Source organism: Desulfuromonas versatilis (genome assembly GCF_019704135.1).
Lineage (GTDB): Bacteria > Desulfobacterota > Desulfuromonadia > Desulfuromonadales > NIT-T3 > Desulfuromonas_A > Desulfuromonas_A versatilis.
In genome coordinates, this window is the sequence record NZ_AP024355.1 from 200,280 (window position 1) to 219,456 (window position 19,177).

The following is a 19,177-nucleotide window of genomic DNA, read 5'->3' on the forward strand; positions in this document are numbered from 1 at the left end:
TCGATTTTAAGGTTTTGACCAATCACGAGTCACCAGTCACGGCCCTTATGAAACAAATCGTCGTCGCCATAACCGGAGCCTCCGGGTCGATCTACGGCCTGCGCCTGGTCGAGGAGCTGCTCAAGTCCCAGTGCCGGGTGGCGCTGCTGCTGACCCGCTCGGGGCTCGAGGTGCTGCGCTACGAGACGGGGCTGGAGTGGGAAGGGTCCACCTCGGCGCGCAAGCAGCTGATGCGCGACTATTTCGGCGGCAGCCACAGGCTCGATCACTACGACGCCGATGACCTGTTCGCGCCGGTGGCCAGCGGCTCATCGGCTCCCGACGCCATGGTCGTCGTCCCCTGCTCCATGGGCACCGCCGGGCGCATCGCCGCCGGCATCGGCAGCAACCTGGTGGAGCGAGCGGCCGACGTGGCGCTCAAAGAGCGCCGCGAGCTGATCCTGGTGCCCCGCGAATCCCCCTTCAACCCGATTCATCTCGAGAACCTGCTGAAACTCTCCCGGGCCGGCGCCCATATTCTGCCGGCTATGCCGGGTTTCTACCATCGGCCGAAAACCATCGACGACCTGGTCGACTTCGTGGTCGGCAAGATCCTCGACAGCCTGCAGATCAAGCACTCCCTGTTCCAGCGTTGGGGCGAGGGGTAGGCAAAAACATTCCCATTCCGAAATGCCATGATCAAACTGTTTGAAAACATTCGCGCCAAGATCGAAAATGGCGCCCGTATCTCCGATGGCGAGGCCCTGGAGCTGTTCGAATCCAACGACCTGCTGGCCATCGGCGAACTGGCGGCCCGGGCCAATCGCAAGAAAAACGGCGAGCGGGTCTACTTCAACGTCAACCGGCACATCAACTACACCAACATCTGTGTCAACCGCTGCACCTTCTGCGCCTTTTCCAAGACCGCCGAGGACGAGGGGTGCTACACCCTGGCGCTCAACGACATCCTGGCCAAGGCCGCCGAGGCGGCGGCCGCCGGCGCCACCGAGATCCACATGGTGGGCGGACTGCACCCCGATCTGCCCTTCGACTTCTACCTGGAGATGATCGCCGCCATCCGCGCCGACAGCCCGCAGCTGCACATCAAGGCCTTCACCGCGGTGGAGATCGACTACTTCGCCCGGCTCACCGGGCAGAGCATCGAGCAGGTCATCGCCGAGCTCAAGGAGGCCGGTCTTGGCTCCATGCCCGGCGGCGGTGCGGAGATCTTCGCCGAGGAGGTGCGCGAGCAGATCTGCCCCGAGAAGATCTCCGGCGAGCGCTGGCTCGAGGTCACCGAGAAGGTGCACCGCGCCGGGCTGCGCACCAACGCCACCATGCTCTTCGGGCACCTGGAGAGCCACAAGGACCGCATCGACCATCTCGGCCGGCTGCGCCGGCTGCAGGATCGCACCGGGGGCTTCCAGACCTTCATCCCGCTGGCCTTTCAGCCCGACAATACCCGGGTCCCCGGCGCCCGGGGGGTGGGTGGGGTCGACGCCCTCAAGACCCTGGCGATCAGCCGCATCTACCTCGACAACTTCCGCCACGTCAAGGCCTACTGGGTGATGCTCGGGCTGAAGATCGCCCAGGTGGCCCTGGCCTTCGGCGTCAACGACCTCGACGGCACGGTGGTCGAGGAGAAGATCGGCCACGACGCCGGCGCCGATTCGCCCCAGGCGCTGGCCAAGGAGCAGATCGTCGAGCTGATCCGCAAATCGGGGCGGGTGCCGGTGGAGCGCGACACGCTGTACCGGGAACTGCGGGTTTATTGAGAAAACCTTTTTCACCACGAAGGACACGAAGGGCACGAAGAAGGGCAGATTTCTTCGGTTTTCTTCGTGTTCTTCGTGAGCTTCGTGGTTGATTGATGCTTGAACAGATTAAGAAGAAACTTGCCAAGGGCAATGCCATCAACCGGGAGCAGGCCCTTTACCTGCTGACCCGGGCCGACCTGCTCGAGGTGGGGAAGCTGGCCGACGGCCTTCGCCGGGCCAAGCACCCCCACAACCGGGTGACCTTCGTCGTCGACCGCAACGTCAACTACACCAACGTCTGCCAGTCCGAGTGCCGCTTCTGCGCCTTCTACCGCAGAGCCGACGCCGCCGACGCCTACCTGCTCGATTACCAGGCGATTTTCGCCAAGATCCAGGAGCTGGTCGATCACGGCGGCACCCAGCTGCTGATGCAGGGGGGGCTGCACCCCGAGCTGAAGATCGACTGGTTCGAGGAGCTGTTCCGGCAGCTCAAGCAGCGCTTTCCCGGCGTGCGGGTCCACTCCCTCTCGCCCGCCGAGGTGATCCACATTGCCAAGCTCTCAGGGCTCTCCATGGAAGAGTGCCTGGGGCGGCTGCAGAGCGCCGGGCTCGACTCGGTCCCCGGCGGCGGGGCCGAGGTGCTGGTGGACGAAGTGCGCCAGGAGATCTCGCCCAACAAGATCGGCTGGCGCGACTGGGCCGCGGTCATGGAGGCCGCCCACGGCCTGGGGATGCGCACCACCGCCACCATGATGTTCGGCTCGAAGGAAAAGCCGGCGGACATCGTCGAGCACCTGTTTCGCATCCGCGAGATCCAGGCCCGCACCGGCGGCTTCACCGCCTTCATCCCCTGGACCTTTCAGCCGGCCAACACCGAACTGGGCGGCGAAACCGCCAGCGGCGTCGAGTACCTGAAGGTGCTGGCCCTCTCGCGCATCGTGCTCGACAACGTCGAGAACATCCAGGCGAGCTGGGTCACCCAAGGGGCGCGCATGGCCCAGGTGGCGCTGTTTTTCGGCGCCAACGACCTGGGCGGCACCATGCTCGAGGAGAACGTGGTCGCCGCCGCCGGGGTCTCCTTCCGGCTGTCGCAGGAAGAGATCGTCGAGATGGCCCGCGAGGCCGGGTTCATCCCCGCCAAGCGCAGCACCACCTATGATATAATTACCACTTATTAGGCTCTTTTTCCGGCTGGAGGCGGGTATGGCTCGGTTTCGCTTGGCTGGTCTGGCATTGCTGGTACTGCTCTCGCTGTCAGCGCCCGCGGCGGCCCAGGTGAGCGTCTCCTTCGGCTGGGAACGGCCGGTCCAGTTCAAGGTGGTCGACGCCGAAACCGGCGAGGCGGTGGCCCGGCCGCTGCTGGTGGTGGCGACCAGCAAGGAGTATCCGGGAGCCCCGGCGCCGGTGAAGTCCTACGACGTGTACCGCGGCAACGCGGTCGGCGTGGTCGACTACAAGGCCTCGGAGAAGGTGCCTGGAGTCGAGTTGCGGGTGGTCGCCTCGGGATACTCCTTTCTGACCAAGCAGGTGCACTGGAAGGACCTTCCGCAGCGCAAGCGTGACAGCGACGGTCTGGATCTGGGTCCTCCCCCGGTGGTGACCATCGAACTGAAAAACCTCGAGCGCAGCGGCGAATGGGCGCGCAATTTCAAGCTCAACATCGGCCCCGCCCTCGAGGAGTTCCTGGAGATCGGCCCGCCGGCCATGTCCCGCGACGGCAAAAAGCTCATTGGCGATTTTCTCGACAAGGAGCGCGGCAAGCTGCTTGGGTTCTGAGGGGGATTCCCTCTGAAGATCACAGCTGATTTTTTCTCTGTGCTTTACCGTGGTGAGGCTTTGTCTTTAAACCCGGGAAAAGCCTTTAGCCACGGATCAAATCTGATCAAGTCTGATAATTCAGCACCTAAAGAGCTCAGATCCAAATCCAGCAACCCCTGAAGAAAGTCCAGACCCTTGATTTATCGGAATCTATCAGATTTTATCCGTGGCTGATTGAGATCTTTATATTTTATTCATTCATCGAGCGGAGGCTCCATGATCCCCCTGCGCAAGAACATCGCCCTGATGGCCGGCTATGTCCCGGGCTTTCAGCCCAAGGACGAAAAGGCCTGGATCAAGCTCAACACCAACGAAAATCCCTACCCGCCGTCGCCGAAGGTGATCGAGGCGATTCTGGCCGAGGTGGGCGAGGGGCTGCGCAAGTATCCCGACCCGGCCAGCCAGGCCGGCCGCGAGGAGGCGGCGCGGCTCTACGGCTTCGATCCCGAGTGGCTGATCATGGCCAACGGCTCGGACGAGCTGCTCAACAACCTGATCCGCGCCTTCGCCGGGGAAGGCGAAGAGATCGCCTACGTGCACCCGTCCTACTCCTACTATTCGACGTTGGCCGAAATCCAGGGGGCCAGGGTGCACACCTTCCGGCTGACCCAGGACTGGCGGCTGGCCGATTTTCCCGAGTGTTACCAAGGCAAGCTGTTCTTCCTCACCAACCCCAACGCGCCCCTCGGTTTCACCTACCCCCTGGACTTTATCGAGGAGCTGGCCGGGCGGGTCGAGGGGATGCTGGTGGTGGACGAGGCCTATGCTGATTTTGCCGATGAGAACGCCCTGGAACTGGTGCGCAAATACCAAAACGTCATCGTCACCCGCACCTTCTCCAAGAGCTATTCGCTGGCCGGCATGCGCCTGGGGCTGGCGGTGGCGCGCCCCGAGGTGATCGCCGCGCTGGACAAGATCCGCGACCACTACAACCTCGACCGGCTGGCCCAGGCCGCGGCGGTGGCCGCCCTGCGCGACCAGGACTATTTCCGCGAGTGCGTGCGCAAGATCCGCGAAACCCGTGAATGGTTCAGCGGCGAGCTGCGGGTGCTCGACTACGGGGTGATCCCTTCGAGCGGCAACTACGTCTTCGCCTCGCCCCCCGACCGCGACGGCAAGCGGGTCTACGACGCTCTCTACCAGCGGCGCATCCTGGTGCGCTACTTCTCCGACCCGACCCTCGCCCACGGCCTGCGCATCACCATCGGCACCCGCGAGGAGATGGAGAAGCTGGTGGCGGCGCTGGCGGAAATCGGTTGAGCTGAAAATACGTAACCACCCACTCACTTCGTTCGCTGAAGGACACGAAGTCCACGAAGTATTTTCCTGGTGGTTCTTCGTGTCCTTCGCGTTGTTCGTGGTGAAATAATTCGCTTATATGTCCTCGCCTGTTTACCCGAAGCCCGCCGAGGTCTCCCGCCGCCTGCTGGCCTGGTACGGCCGCCACGGCCGCGACCTGCCCTGGCGCGGCACCCGCGATCCCTACCGCATCTGGCTCTCGGAGGTCATGCTGCAGCAGACCGGGGTGACCACGGTCATCCCCTACTACGAGAGATTCCTGGGGCGCTTCCCCACGGTGTCCGATCTGGCCGCGGCGCCTCTGGAGGAACTCATCGAGCTGTGGGCCGGGCTGGGTTACTATTCGCGGGCCCGCAACCTGCACGCGGCGGCCCGCCGGGTGGTCGAGGTCTTCGACGGATCATTTCCGGCCGAACTGGAGGCGCTGATCAGCCTGCCGGGGGTGGGGCGTTCGACCGCCGGGGCGATCCGCTCCATCGCCTTTGACCTCAAGGGGCCGATCCTCGACGGCAACGTGCGCCGGGTGCTCTGCCGGCTGTATGCCCTCGAGCAGGACCCGCGCGCCAGCGCCGCCGAGCGCTTTCTTTGGGCGCGGGCGGAGGAGCTGACCCCGGCCGAGCGCCCCCACGACTATGCCCAGGCGATCATGGACCTGGGCGCCACGGTCTGCACCCCGCGCAGTCCCGACTGCCCGGCCTGCCCCCTCGAAGGTCTCTGCCTGGCCCGGGCCCGGGGGCTGGAAAAGGCTCTGCCGCTGCGGGGGCGCAAAAAGGCCGTCCCCACCCGCACCCAGGTGGCGCTGCTGCTCGAGCGCCAAGGCCGCTGGCTGGTGCGCCGCCGCCCCTATGCGGGGATGCTCGGCGGACTCTGGGAATTTCCCGCTGCCGAAGTGCCCGAGGGGGACGAGCCGGGGCGGATCGCGGAAGCCCTGCTTGACGAGTTGGGTTTTTCCGCTTCGCTGCGCCATGCCGGCCGGGTGGCCCACGCCTACAGCCATTTCAAGCTCGACCTGCACCTGTTCGCCGCGAAGGTCTCCCGGCAGGGGAGAGCGGCCGAAAACCAGGATAGCTGTTGGGCCGATCTGCCCGACTTGGCGGCGATGCCCCTGCACGGGGCGCACAAAAAGGCCCTCGCCTGCTTGCCAGGCTCTGCCGGAACTGGCAAGATGGATTTTTAATCACTGCATTGAACCTGAGGAATCCAGCAGTCAGAATTCAGAAGAAATGCCGAGGTCTTGCCTTGGCTGTTCTGCTGGCTCCTGGATTCTGAATTCTGGCTTCTGCTGCCTGCGGCGGAACCAATTCATCTGAAAGATAACTGGAGTCTTCATGCCCAACACCCCGATCCTCACCGACAGCGCCGCCATCACCCGCCTCGCCGAAGAATTGCATCGCCAGCCGGCCATTGCCGTCGATCTCGAAGCCGATTCCATGCACTGCTACCGGGACAAGGTCTGCCTGCTGCAGTTCTCCACCGCCGGGCGCACGGTGCTCGTCGACCCGCTGGCGGTCGCCGACCTCGAGCCCCTCAAAGCGGTGCTGGCCGACCCGCAGGTGCGCAAGATCTTCCATGCCGCCGATTACGACATCCGCTGCCTGCACCGGGATTTCGGCATCGAGATCCGCGGCCTGTTCGACACCATGGTGAGCTGCCAGTTTCTCGGTGAGGAGAAGGTGGGGCTGGCCGATGTGCTCGGCAAGCATTTCGGGGTGGAGCTGGACAAGCGCTACCAGCGGGCCGACTGGTCGGTGCGGCCGTTGACCCCGGAGATGATCAGCTACGCGGCGGAGGACACCCGCCACCTGCATCGCCTGGTGGCGCTTCTGGAAGGCCGGCTCGAGGAGAAGGGGCGGCTGGCCTGGGTGGCGGAGGAGTTTGCCCTGCTCGAGCAGGTGCGCCACAGCGAAGCGGAGGGTCCGCTGTTTCTGCGGGCCAAGGGGGCCGGAACCCTGGACCGCCGCCAGCTGGCGGTGCTCGAGGAGCTGCTGCAGTGGCGCGACCGCGAAGCCCAGCGGCGGGATTGCCCCCTGTTTCGGGTGGTGGGGAACAAGTCGCTGCTCGATCTGGCCCGCAACACGCCCCGCTCTCATCAGGGCCTGGTCGCCATCGAAGGAATTTCACCGCGGCTCGCCGACCGCTATGGCAAGCAGATGCTCCAGGCCATCGAACGGGGTCTGAACCTCCCCCAGGATCAGTTGCCGGTCTATCCGCGCAGCCCCCGTCCCGAGCGCGACCCCGAAGCCGACCGGCGCCTGGCGCTGCTCAAGGAGATGCGCACCGCCAAGGCCGGCGCCCTGGGGATGGACCCCGGCATCCTCATCAACAACACCCTGCTCGAACTGATCTCCCGCAACCCGCCGCGCAAAACCGCCGACCTCGAGGGTTTCGACGGCATGAAGAACTGGCAGCGGGAGGTGCTGGGGGAGGAAATTGTGAAAACCCTGGGTAAGGAGTGAGGAGTGAGGAGTGAGAATATACCTCTCACCCCTCACGCTTCACGTTTCACTCCTCACCTGGTTTTCCCCGGCACCCCCGGTTCGGTCATCGGCCGGGGGTCGAGGATCCTCTGCAGTTCGTCCTCGGGCAGCACTTTCTGCTCCAGCGCCACCTCCCTGACGGTTTTCCCCAATGCATAGGCCTGTTTGGCGATCTGCGCGGCCCGGTCGTAGCCGATGACCGGGGCCAGCGCGGTGCACATGGCCAGGCTCTGCTCCACGGTCTGTTCGCAGCGTCGGCGGTCTGCCTCGAGCCCCCGCACACAGCGGTGAGTAAACTGGGTGCCGGCGGTTGCGAGCAGGGCGATGGATTCGAGCAGGTTGCGGGTGATGACCGGCATCATCACGTTGAGCTCGAAATTCCCGGCAAGCCCGCCCAGGGTGATGGCGGCATCGTTGCCGATGACCTGGGCGCAGACCTGCATCAGGCTCTCGGCCATCACCGGGTTGACCTTGCCGGGCATGATCGAGCTACCCGGCTGCACCGGCGGCAGGACCAGTTCACCCAGCCCGCAGCGCGGGCCGCTGCCCAGAAAACGGATGTCGTTGGCGATCTTGAACAGCGCCGTGGCGCAAACTTTCAGGGCTCCGCTGGCGGCCACCGCAGCGTCCCTGGCCCCCTGCGCCTCGAAATGATTGGCCGCCTCCTTGAAAGGCAGGCCGGTCACCTCGGCCAGACCGTCGATGACCTTGGCGGCGAAGCGCGGATGGGTGTTGATGCCGGTCCCGACCGCGGTCCCGCCGAGGGGCAGCTCGAGCAGCCCTTCCAGGCTGTTTTCCAGGCGGCGGATCGACAGGGCGACCTGGCGGGCGTAGCCGGAGAAGACCTGGCCGAGGCGCACCGGGGTGGCGTCCTGCAGGTGGGTGCGGCCGATCTTGACGATGTCGTCGAATTCGCCGGCCTTTTCGCCCAGGGCCTCCTGCAGGGCGAACAGGGCGGGGATGAGGCTGTGGCGGATCTCCACGGCGGCGGCCAGGTGCATGGCGGTGGGGATGACGTCGTTGCTCGACTGGCCCAGGTTGACGTGGTCATTGGGGTGGACGGTTCGCTTCTCCGGGGGCTCTTCAAGCAGCTGGGAGGCGCGGTGGGCGATGACCTCGTTGGCGTTCATGTTGGTGCTGGTCCCCGATCCGGTCTGAAAGATGTCCAGCACGAACTCGCCGTCCAGGGTTCCCTGGATGACCTCTTCGGCGGCTTCCATGATGGCCATGGCCCGGTCGCGGTCGAGCAGCTCCAGCTCCATGTTGACCCGCGCCGCCCGCTCCTTGATCATCCCCAGGGCACGAATAAAGGGGCGCGGAAAGCGCACCCCGCTGATGGGAAAGTTTTGCAGGGCCCGGGCGGTCTGGGCGCCGTAGAGGGCCGTCGCGGGGACCTGCATTTCGCCCATGGAATCGCGTTCGATCCGTTTGTCGTTCATCGATCCTCCCCTGGCTGCGGAGCCTCTCCGCTGCCGCAAGAAAAACAGTTTTTCCTCCTGATAATAGCAAGTTGCGCCATGCTGTCAATGTCGCCTCCGAATGAGTTTTAATCTCACTAATATTTTCCCCACATGTTTTATCGTCGCTAATTTCTCGGGGTTCGGCTAGAATGCGTCTCCATGAGCACCCTGGCCTTTTCACTGATCCTGTTCTCCGCCCTGATGCACGCCCTGTGGAACCTGCTGGTCAAGCGCAGCAGGGACAAGACCGTGTTCATCTGGTGGATGTTCGTCTGTTCGGGCGGGATGCTCAATCTGCTGCTCCCTTTCATGCCCGAGCCCTTTCCGCTGCCTTCGGGGCAGGTCCTGCTGCTGGGGGCCGGCGGCGCCGCCTGCTTCGTGTTCTATCACCTGTTCAACGGGCGCGCCTATCGGGCGGGCGATCTGTCATTGACTTATCCTCTTTCGCAGACGGCCATGGTCTATGTTCCGGTCTGGGGAGTGCTGCTGCTCGGCGAACAACTCTCGCCCCTGGGGGTGGGGGGGATCCTGCTGATTCTCTGCGGCGCCTATTGCGTTCAGCTGCGCCGGCTCAGCAGCTCGGAAATCCTGCGCCCGTTCCGCAATTTGAGCGACCCTTCGGTGCAGGCCGCGCTAATTGCTGGATTCATCTATTCCGTGGGGGCGGTGATCGACAAATCGGGCGTCACCATCTACCCGGCCTTCCATTTCACCTACCTGCTGGTCATGTTCATGCTGGCCTTTCTTACTCTGAATTTGCTGCGTCCATCCTACCGTGGCCGGGTACTGGAGGAGTTCCGGCACAGCCGGATGCTGGTGGCGGTTTCCGGGCCGGTGATGATGGGCTCGTTCCTGACCTTCCGATTCGGACTCAAGCTGGCGCCAATGAGCTATGCGGTTCCGGTGCGCCAGGTCAGCCTGCTGATCGGGGTGCTGATCGGCACCCTGTTTCTCGGCGAGTCCTGCGGCCGCATCCGCTTTATCGCCGCCATGCTGATCCTCGCCGGGGTCTGCCTGGTGCGGCTGGGGTGAAAGGCCGTAACGCGTGATGCGTAAGGCGTAAGGCGTAAGATCCCTTCTCTTTTCACCGATTACGTATTACGCTTTACCCATTACGATTCCTTCCACTGACCACGGACCACGGATTTTAAGATGAAAAATCTTGCCAATTTCTTTTTCGAAGTGGGGATGCTCAAGCGCACGCCGCGCACCGGGTTCCAGTTTCTCGGTTCGGGGGCGGAGTCGGTGGCCGAGCATATCTTCCGCACCGCGATCATCGGTTACACCCTGGCGCGCCTCGATGACGAGGCCGACGTCGGGCGGGTGCTGGAGCTGTGCCTGTTCCACGACGTCCCCGAGGCGCGCACCGGCGACCTCAACTACGTCAACAAAAAGTACGTCAAGGCCGACGAGGCCAAGGCGGTGGAGGACCTGGCCCGCACCCTGCCTTTCGGCGACCACTACCGCAGCGCTCTGCAGGAGTTCGCCGCGGCCGGCAGCCGCGAGGCCCTCATTGCCCACGACGCCGACCAGCTGGAGATGATCCTGGCGCTCAAGGAGTACAAGGACCTCGGCAATCGCTACGCTGACGAGTGGTATCCCTTCGCCGTGCGGCGGCTGAAAACCGAACCCGCCCAGCGCCTGGCGGAGACGATCTGGGCCACCGATTCGAGCCGCTGGTGGTTCGACGATGATGCCGAGTGGTGGGTCAAGGGGCGAAAAGACCAGCTCTAGTTTCGGGCATTTGGGCTTGACATTCTCTTCTCCATGGCGTTTATTTAAAGCCCTTAAATGGGGGAAATTAAATGTCATGCAGGGAGGGACACCTTGGAGCTCGCCGCCAGCCGGGCTCGGTTGTCTTTTTGCCTCGGGGATATCGCCTTGCCGGTACTGTCCCTCGATGGCGAGGAGACCCTGTCCGAGCCTTTTCACTTCCGTATCGAAACCCTTTGTCCTGAAGGTCACCCCATATCCGGCATGCCGGGCCAGCCGGGTCAGGTCGGCCTGACCGGCCGCGACGGGGCGCAGCGAAAGCTGGCCGGGGTGGTGACCGGCGCCGAGGAGCTCGGCCGGCACGGCGACGGTCGGCGTCGCGTCCTGGTCTGTTTCGAATCACGCCTGGCGCTGCTGCGCCTGCAGAGCGACACCCGCCTGGTCCTGTCCCGATCCACTCCCGAAATCGTTCGCGATACCCTGTTGCAGCACGGTTTTTCCCCCAATCAGCTCCGCTTTCACCTGACCCGTACCTGCCGCGTGCGCCCCTCGACTTTGCAGGCCGCGGAGACTGACCTTGCCTTCGTCCTGAGGCTGCTGGCCCGCGAGGGGATCTTCTTCTGGTCGGACCAGGAGCAGGGGCGCGAGGTGGTGCATTTTGCCGACCACAACTCCCATTGCCCCGCCCTCGAACGCCCCCCGGTCCGTTACCGTCCCGGTGGCGGGCTCGCCGCCGGCCAGCCGCAGACGGCCTTCGATCGGCTTCGGGTGGTTCAGCAGATGGTGCCGGCCAACTGCCTGATGCACAACACCTGCGAGCTGCAGCCCGGGGTCGCCCTGGAAGCGCTGCGCGCAGTGGGCGCTGCCCAGAGCTCCGGCCCCCTTGCCCGCGTGGATTTCGCCGGCGGCTTCCGCTCGGCCGAGGACGCCGAAAGGCACGCCCAGCAGCGGGCCGAGCGCGCCCGGGTCGATAGCTGGCGTCTCGCTGCCGGTGGCGAGGTGGCCGGACTTTCCGCGGGGGGAACCCTGACTCTGGATGCCTCGCGGCTGGCCGGCGACTACAGCGGCGACTACCTGGTGGTGAGCCTGCGCCACAGCGCCAGCCAGTACGCCGGGCAGGGGGTGGCCGGGGAAGATCGCCCCTATCGCTGCGAGGCGCAGCTGATCCGCCGCGAAACCCCCTTTCGTCCAACCCTGCCGCCGCGGCCCGAACTGCCGCTGACCTTCAGCGCCCGCATCGAGGCGGCCGGCGAGTATGCCCAACTCGACGAGCAGGGGCGCTACCGGATCAAGCTGCTGGCCGACCGCGAAGACAAGCCCCACAGCGAGGCGAGCCTGCCGATCCGGCGCCTGGCGCCCTGCGGCGGCCCGCCGGGAGAACTGCCTGTCGGTTTCCATGCGCCGCTGCACGACGGCGCCGAGGTGCTACTCTCCTGCCTCAACGGCGATCCCGACCGGCCGATGCTGGTCGGCACCCTGCCCAATCCCGACACCCCGTCGCCGGTGACCAGCGCCAATCCCCAACAGAATATTCTACGCAGCGCCTCGGGCAACGAGCTGTGCCTGGACGACAAGCGCCAGGCCGAGGCCATCACCCTGCAGACCTGGGGCGGGCAGAACATCCTGCGGATGGATGCCGAAGCGGTGGGGCACAGGCTGCGCCTGGCCACCGAGCAGGGCGCCATGCAGTGGCAGGCGAACAAAACTATGGACATCCGCAGCGGCGGCACCCTCACCGAGCGCAGCGGAAACGACCGCATCCAGACCGTGGAGAACCGCCACCGCACCGAGACCCGCAGCGGCGAAATCCACCACCAGGCCGCCACCGACGCCGGCCTGAGTGCTGCGAAAAACCTGCAGATGCGCGCCGGCAGAAACCTCGAGTTCACCGCCGGCAAGCATCTGCGTCTCGATGTCGAGCAGGGCCAGCAGGTCACGGTGAAGCGCGGCGACGCCAGCTTCACCGTCCGCGACGGCCAGGTGCACATCCAGGCCGCGCGAGAGATCCGCATCGAGGGGCGCGGCGGCGGCGATATCCACTTCGGCCAGAGCGGCGGCGGCTTCGTCATTGCTGCCGACGGCGCGGTGAAGCTGTTCGGCAAACAGGTCAGCCTCAAGGGGAGCGGCGGCGTGTCCCTGAACGGGACGGTGAATTACCGGGTGGGTTCGCCACAGGCGATGCCGGCCACTTCAGCGGAAAAAACACTTGTCCCGCGGGTCATCGGAGAGCTCACAGATGGGGGCGAACCCTGTATCTTCGACCTGAACTGGAGCCGTAATCCTGTCGGTGTCGGCCACGCCGTGAATGCGGAGTTTTCAGTGAAAAACTTCTCCAGCGGCGAAGCTGCGACGGTTACCGTGTTTGACATTTCCCACGAAGAGCAGTTCGAGGTGGTGGATACCCTGACCCTCGTCCTGAACGATGGGATGGGGCGTCATGCCCTTGTTTGGCAACGCCAGGAAGAGCAGGTCCAGGAGGATCTGCTTCGAGAAGAGCAAAACGGCCCTGTCGGGGTTCTTTCCTATGCATTCCAGGTTGAGGTCGCCGGAAGGCGGTCAGGCTTTTCGGACGCCCTGAATCTGACCACTTCGGTGACTCTCGCTCCCGAATATGTCGATGGTAATCCATTGGAAGGCGGAGAGCAGATTTTGCTCGAAGATGCCGCAGGCGGAAGATACGTTGCGAAGGTTGTCGAAGGGAAAGCGCATTTTGAAGGGGTTGTAATTGGCCCCTGGCGGTGGAATATCGTAGGAGAACCTTTTGCGTTCGCTGGGAAGAAAACTCATGAATAACACCCTTTACCATGCTCCCAGCAGCACCACCCCCTGGTTGCTTCCCGGAGCCATTAAGGCGCACTATCAGATCAAAATGCCGCTGCTCTTTCCCCCGGTGATCGTCAATCTGCGCGAAGACCGTACGACCGCAGACCCCGCGGCCCGTGATTTGCTAAGCATTCGCGAACTTGATTACTTTCGCAACAACGGAAACAATGCCACCATCTTTATCCACGGGTTCAATGTGCCCTATGGAGATTTTGGGCGCCAGGTTAACGCCGTTAACCAACCCAAGGTAATCAGTTGCACCTCCGGTGAGCGACCGGTCTTGGATATTGAATATGGCCAGGCCGCAACGATCTTCCGCGATCTCAGTAGTTTGGGAAAGCGATTTCCTTTGCTCCAGGATGCGCGTTTTGCCTGGCCATCCCATTTCACCGAGGAGGAGCTCAACGGCCAGGCGGCCCACTCCTGGGTCGTTAATCTCGAGGATGGCCTCAATCGCGCTGCCGGGTTCAACCGGCACGATTACAGCAAATTCACCCGACTCATTCATGTTGCCTGGTCCGGCGATGTCTTCCAACTCAACTACATCCATGCCGAACTGCACGCCAACCGCGCGGGAGCAAAACTGGCCCGCCTCATCCAGCAACTCGTCGATGCCGGCATTCGCATCAACATCATCGCCCACAGCCTTGGTAATCGGGTGTTGCTCGTTGCCATGAATCTTCTCGGCCAGATGCCCGGGCGCAAGGAGTGTATCGACAACGTTTTCATGTGGCAGCCGGCGGTTCCCGATACGGCGCTCTCCAACGATCCGTCCAAAGACACCAGCGTGATGCGCAACTGGAATTTCATCCACGCCAATCGCACCGCCAAAACCATCATGGTGCTCTATTCCCAGCAGGACAACATCCTCGGACCGCACCGCAATGACCAAGACCGGCAAAGGGATAGGGATAACCTGACCGAGGCGGCCGCCGGCAGGGTAGGCGGTCTTTACACCTTGGCCCAGGCGACAGGGGTGCCCCTCGCCACGGAGATCGACAAAGACATGCTCTTTGCACCTTGGGGTATCCAGGGTTTGTACTTGAGTTGGCAAAAGAACTTTGTTGGCGATTCACTGGATTCGTTCGAAAAAGCCTTGATGGAGGAAATTAACCAGGACAGGGATGGGCTGTTCACCGACCATCTCAGGATTCTCGATTATGAAAAAGCTCTGCCTCTGGCTTATGTCCTACGCGTTCGCCAACAGATGGTCGAGGATTACATGAAAACCCTCCGAGCGCTTGGCAAGATGGAGATCAGTGCTCGAATGCCGAGGCCTGCGATGGGGTATGGGGGGCCTATGAGATTCCAAAATGACAATTTTGTCGAAAGCTTGATTGGTCAAGGGAAGATTGTCCTTGTAGACCAAACCCAATGGTTGTTCAATCACTCCGGCATGAAGGTGCCAAGCAAAATTTTGTTCGAAGAAGTGTACCGAAAGCGTATTCTGCTCCAGATCCTGAGAACCTCTGGTTTCGGAAAATATTGATATGTCACAGAACTTATTTGGTTTTATCGCCAAACTCTTTTGTCTTTTTGCAATTTTTTCTTTCCTGGGCTGCCAGCGAAGTGATGCCGGCAAGAAAGCATCAGAGGGCTTTAGCCAGAGAGCGATTGTCGTCTCGGTCTCCAGCGATGGTCGTCATGCGCTAAGTTCTCACCAAGACCACAGGTTGGTCCTTTGGGATCTTGAAAGCCGGACCAAAGCGACTATCTCAGACCAGAGCAATATTTACAGTGCTTATTTTATAAAAGGGACAGATACGTTCATTTGGCAGGATTTAGATGACGTCGTTCATGTTCAGAGATCAACCGGTGAGACCGTCAAAACTTTCAGTCACTTTCCTACCTATGGCCATGTCATGGGAAAGGATTTGAAAACCTATTTCAGCTCGGATCAGGATTGGAATATTTTTTCCGGTTTTGGAAAAGAAATGAAAACCGTGAAGCAGGATGGAAATTCTCCCAATTTTTTTTCTGGAAAGTTGCTTAATTTGTCACTTTTAGAAGAAAATTCGATTCTTCTGAGTGCTGGAGATGGCCAAAAGGAATCAGATAACAACCCAATTAAAAAATCCTCGCCAATAAATCCCGAATCAAGGTTTTCCTATTATGCGGGGGTGGTTCTTTGGAGTACAACCACAATGAACCCAATTGCCAAGCTTGCTGGAAATACCTCTAAAACCCATGCATCAGTGAGCCCTGATGGGAAATATGTCGTCACTGGAAGCGAGAATGGGGTGGGGTTTGTTTGGCAATTGGCCAAACCCGAGAGTGAACCCCAAACTGCAGGCAATCCAGGGCTCGGAATTCGTACAGCAATAGGTTGGGACAATACCGGAGGGATTAGTCTGCCTCCGGATTTTGACGGTGGGCATCATGGATCCATTTTGGGACACTATTTTGTAGATTGTTTACACTATATTCGCATTTACACTTACGAACCTTATGCTTTTTTCTACGATGTAAATAACCCTCTCCCTCTGAAGTATTTTCCTTTGGGCCAAGATCCTTTTCCTTCGGTCAGTGACTATTCGCGCAACGCCGCCATCGATACCGCGCCCGAGGCCGGCATTCTGGTGACCGGTCAGCGCGATGGCGGGGGAATCATCGTTTACAAGTATGACTCTGCTGCCCAAACTCTAAAGAAAGTGTGGGTTGCGGATCGAGATTGAAATTTTTTTTCGGCGGAAAGGGAGATAGCAGCATCCCTTACGGAGTCAACATGGAACAACCTATGGACGTGCTTTCGTATCCAATCTTGTTCGTGAAAAAGATGGCCATCCTTTGTATTCTTCTGTTCCTGCTGGTGCCGGCAATGGCGGGAGCCCAGGAGTCGTTTGAACAACAATTGCAGGAAGACGCCTTAGCCATTTTCCATGCCCGTGCCGAACTGCAGCGGGTTATGTCTTTTGTCGGGTCCAGGCCGGATATTTTCGCTGTCGAAAAGGTCAAAGACGCCCGAATCCTCGATCGTCAGCAGCGAATGGCCGCCTGGAGCGCCTGGGCCAGCCTGCTGGATGCGGTGGCGACCCTCGATTCTCTGGGGAAAGAACATAAGGGTTTCTGGCGCCTGGGTGATGACCGGCAGAAGAGGGCTTCTTTCAGACTTTTCCAGGCGAGCTTTCTTACGGCATATCGTTACGGCCTCGAGTTTATCCACCTGGCCGACAAGGATCCGGGGTTCGACACCCTGCTCAACGAAGCGGTCCCGGAATTCGGCCTGCCTGACCGCACCTTCGCATCCTTCAAATTTCGCATTCTGAACCTGGGGCGCGGCACCGAGTTTGCCGCGTTGCAGGCGCTGTCGCTGACCTTTTCCGAGGGTGAATCCGCCGCCCTGAGCGAGGCGATTGCCGAAGATTCCGCTTACATCTGGAAAATGGGCGAGGGTCGCGGGGAGGCGCTGACGGTCCAGAACGCTCTCAAGGTGGTCGAGGATTTTGGTCGGATGGCCTGGTTCCCGGTGCAGAAGGGGGTTTCCAACTGGATGGGCGCGACGCGGGTGCGGCGCAAGGGCGACGCCCTGATTTCGCTCGAGCAGATCAAAGCACTGCAGCCCAAGCTGCAGCCTGGCGATATCCTGCTGCAGCGCCGCGAGTGGTACATGTCCAACCTCGGTCTGCCCGGGTTCTGGACCCACGTGGCGCTCTATGTGGGAACTCCCGAGGAGCGAAAAACCTTTTTCACTGGGGACCAGGTGCAGCAATGGGTTCGCAGCCTGGGTCAGGCCGACGGGGAATTTGAATCGCTGCTTCAGGCGCAGTACCCTACCGCCTATGCTCGCAGCCTGCAGACAGACAAGCTGGGGGATGCTCCGCGGGTGGTCGAGGCTATCGCCGAAGGGGTGAGTTTCACCACCCTCGAACACTCGGCCGCCGCCGATTCCCTGGCGGTTTTGCGGCCGCGACTTCCTCTGGTCGCCAAGGCCGCGGCGGTCAAGCGGGCCTTCCAGTACAGCGGCCGCCCCTACGATTTCGAGTTCGATTTCCGCACCGATTCCGCCTTGGTCTGTTCGGAGTTGGTCTTCAAGGCCTACGAAGGGGGTGGGGAGCTGCCGCGTTACCGGTTCCCGCTGGTGGAGATCCTGGGCAGACCCCTGACCCCGCCCAATGAGATGGCGCGGCAGTTCGACGCCGAATGGGGGACCGAGAGCGCCCAGGGTGAACTGGTGGTGTTTCTGGATGGCTATGAAAAGGCCGGGCTGGCCGTCGAGGCTCCGGTTGCTGAGTTCCGGCAGAGCTGGCGCCGGCCCAAATGGCACGTGCTGCTGCAGGATGCCCCTCTGCCGGGCGGTTAGGGGCTTGACGGTGCAGGAAAGAAGTGCTACAAGAAACCCCTTGATTTCAGGGGGCAGGCTCGCAAGTGGGCCGAATCTTCACTCCTTGCGCCTGCGGGCATAAAGGATTGCCACATGTTCGACATCAAGTACCTGCGGGAAAATCTGGATGCGGTCGAAAAGTTGCTCGCCAACCGAGGCGGGGCGATCGACCTGTCGGCCTTTCGCCAGCTCGATCTGCGCCGCCGGGAGCTGCTCGGCGAGTCCGAAGCGCTCAAGGCGGAGAAGAACCGGGTCTCGGCCGTCATCGGCAAGACCAAGGACAAGAGCCAGGTGCAGGGTGAAATCGCCCGGATGAAGGAAGTCTCCGCCCGCATCAAGGAACTCGACGACGAACTCAAGGCGGTGGAGGAGAAGCTGCAGGGTCTGCTGCTCACCATCCCCAACGTTCCCCATGAAAAGTGCCCGGTCGGCGCCTCCGAGGAGGACAACCGCGAGGTGCGTCGCTGGGGGACTCCGCCGCAGTTCGCTTTTGAACCCCAGGCACACTGGGATATCGGCGAAGGGCTGGGGATCCTCGATTTCGAGACTGCTGCCAAGCTGACCGGGGCCCGTTTTTCCCTCTGTCGCGGGGCGGGGGCGCGGCTGGAGCGAGCGCTGATCAACTTCATGCTCGACCTGCACACCGGCGCCCATAAATATGTTGAAATTCTTCCGCCCTTTATGGTAAACAGGGACTCCATGACGGGGACGGGACAGCTCCCCAAGTTTGAAAACGATCTTTTTCATCTGGACGAACCGGACTTTTTCCTGATCCCCACGGCCGAGGTTCCGGTAACCAATATTCACCGGGAAGAGATCCTGGCGCCCGGGAGTCTGCCGATCTGCTACACGGCTTACACCCCCTGTTTTCGCAAGGAGGCCGGGGCCCACGGCAAGGACACCCGCGGGCTGATCCGCCAGCACCAGTTCAACAAGGTCGAACTGGTCAAGTTCACCCTCCCCGAGGAGTCGGACGCGGAACTCGAGAAGCTGCTGGACAACGCCGAAGAGGTACTGCGTCAGCTCAAGCTGCCTTACCGCGTGGTGGATCTCTGCACGGGTGATCTGGGCTTCAGTGCCGCCCGCACCTTCGATATCGAAGTCTGGCTGCCGGCGCAACAGACCTATCGCGAGATCTCTTCCTGTTCCAATTTCAGGGATTTCCAGGCCCGCCGGGCCGGCATCCGCTTCCGCCGCGAAGAGGGCGCCAAGCCTGAATTTGTGCACACCCTAAATGGCTCGGGACTGGCCGTCGGCCGGACCCTGGTAGCCATTCTGGAGAATTATCAGCAGGCCGACGGTTCGGTGGTGATCCCCGAAGTTCTGCGCCCCTACATGGGCGGCCTGGAACGGATCAGCGCCTGAGAAAAGCTCCACGGAGGAGTGGCCGAGTGGCTTAAGGCGGCGGTCTTGAAAACCGTTGTGCGAAAGCACCGTGGGTTCGAATCCTACCTCCTCCGCCAGATATTAAGGATATTTGGTAGGATTCGAAGCGTAGGCTGTGGCGAAATTGCAAGCGCTTCAGGAATA

General features: G+C 61.8%; 15 protein-coding genes and 1 tRNA gene. 15 read left to right on the top strand and 1 reads right to left on the bottom strand.

Annotation, left to right across the window (positions count from 1 at the left end):
- The first annotated feature begins 47 nt into the window (after window positions 1–47).
- The 7 genes from DESUT3_RS00840 (at window position 48) to DESUT3_RS00870 (ending at window position 7,309) form a co-directional block, all read left to right on the top strand.
- The gene (locus tag DESUT3_RS00840; protein ID WP_221250577.1) at window positions 48–647 is read left to right on the top strand and encodes a UbiX family flavin prenyltransferase; all 600 of its coding nucleotides are present in this window, start codon (window positions 48–50) and stop codon (window positions 645–647) included.
- Window positions 648–674: 27 nt separating this feature from the next.
- Window positions 675–1,754, top strand: a complete 1,080-nt coding sequence (gene mqnE, locus DESUT3_RS00845; protein ID WP_221250578.1) for an aminofutalosine synthase MqnE — start codon at window positions 675–677, stop codon at window positions 1,752–1,754.
- A 95-nt stretch (window positions 1,755–1,849) separates the two neighbouring features.
- A complete protein-coding gene (mqnC, locus tag DESUT3_RS00850; protein WP_221250579.1) occupies window positions 1,850–2,914 on the top strand; it encodes a cyclic dehypoxanthinyl futalosine synthase in 1,065 nt (354 codons plus the stop codon).
- Between the two features lie 25 nt (window positions 2,915–2,939).
- Window positions 2,940–3,512 carry a hypothetical protein gene (locus DESUT3_RS00855; protein WP_221250580.1) on the top strand — a complete coding sequence of 191 codons (573 nt, stop codon included), beginning with the start codon at window positions 2,940–2,942 and terminating at the stop codon, window positions 3,510–3,512.
- Window positions 3,513–3,770: 258 nt separating this feature from the next.
- Window positions 3,771–4,814, top strand: a complete 1,044-nt coding sequence (gene hisC / locus DESUT3_RS00860) for a histidinol-phosphate transaminase (protein WP_221250581.1) — start codon at window positions 3,771–3,773, stop codon at window positions 4,812–4,814.
- A gap of 118 nt (window positions 4,815–4,932) precedes the next feature.
- Window positions 4,933–6,030 (top strand): A/G-specific adenine glycosylase, encoded by a 1,098-nt coding sequence (gene mutY / locus DESUT3_RS00865; RefSeq protein ID WP_221250582.1) that lies wholly within the window; start codon window positions 4,933–4,935, stop codon window positions 6,028–6,030.
- A gap of 151 nt (window positions 6,031–6,181) precedes the next feature.
- Window positions 6,182–7,309 (top strand): ribonuclease D, encoded by a 1,128-nt coding sequence (locus DESUT3_RS00870; protein ID WP_221250583.1) that lies wholly within the window; start codon window positions 6,182–6,184, stop codon window positions 7,307–7,309.
- 53 nt (window positions 7,310–7,362) lie between these two features.
- Here the strand turns inward: DESUT3_RS00870 and DESUT3_RS00875 are convergent, their stop codons facing one another.
- Window positions 7,363–8,769: a class II fumarate hydratase gene (locus tag DESUT3_RS00875; RefSeq protein ID WP_221250584.1), complete on the bottom strand. Its 1,407-nt coding sequence runs from the start codon at window positions 8,767–8,769 to the stop codon at window positions 7,363–7,365.
- Between the two features lie 180 nt (window positions 8,770–8,949).
- Here DESUT3_RS00875 and DESUT3_RS00880 point away from each other — a divergent pair, with 180 nt between their 5' ends.
- From DESUT3_RS00880 to DESUT3_RS00915, 8 genes are all read left to right on the top strand, one after another.
- Window positions 8,950–9,822, top strand: coding sequence for an EamA family transporter (locus tag DESUT3_RS00880; protein WP_221250585.1), 873 nt, complete (start codon window positions 8,950–8,952; stop codon window positions 9,820–9,822).
- Window positions 9,823–9,942: 120 nt separating this feature from the next.
- Window positions 9,943–10,524 (top strand): HD domain-containing protein, encoded by a 582-nt coding sequence (locus tag DESUT3_RS00885; protein ID WP_221250586.1) that lies wholly within the window; start codon window positions 9,943–9,945, stop codon window positions 10,522–10,524.
- Between the two features lie 57 nt (window positions 10,525–10,581).
- Window positions 10,582–13,296 carry a type VI secretion system Vgr family protein gene (locus tag DESUT3_RS00890; RefSeq protein WP_225911587.1) on the top strand — a complete coding sequence of 905 codons (2,715 nt, stop codon included), beginning with the start codon at window positions 10,582–10,584 and terminating at the stop codon, window positions 13,294–13,296.
- A complete protein-coding gene (locus DESUT3_RS00895) occupies window positions 13,289–14,815 on the top strand; it encodes an alpha/beta hydrolase (RefSeq protein ID WP_221250588.1) in 1,527 nt (508 codons plus the stop codon). Before DESUT3_RS00890 ends, DESUT3_RS00895 begins: the two co-directional genes overlap by 8 nt.
- Window position 14,816: 1 nt before the next feature.
- Entirely contained in the window at window positions 14,817–16,001 is a 1,185-nt protein-coding gene (locus DESUT3_RS00900) for a WD40 repeat domain-containing protein (RefSeq protein WP_221250589.1), read from the top strand.
- Window positions 16,002–16,051: 50 nt separating this feature from the next.
- Window positions 16,052–17,626, top strand: coding sequence for a YiiX/YebB-like N1pC/P60 family cysteine hydrolase (locus DESUT3_RS00905; protein WP_221250590.1), 1,575 nt, complete (start codon window positions 16,052–16,054; stop codon window positions 17,624–17,626).
- 114 nt (window positions 17,627–17,740) lie between these two features.
- Window positions 17,741–19,012 (top strand): serine--tRNA ligase, encoded by a 1,272-nt coding sequence (gene serS / locus DESUT3_RS00910; protein WP_221250591.1) that lies wholly within the window; start codon window positions 17,741–17,743, stop codon window positions 19,010–19,012.
- A gap of 12 nt (window positions 19,013–19,024) precedes the next feature.
- Window positions 19,025–19,110, top strand: a tRNA-Ser gene (locus DESUT3_RS00915).
- Window positions 19,111–19,177: the final 67 nt, after the last annotated feature.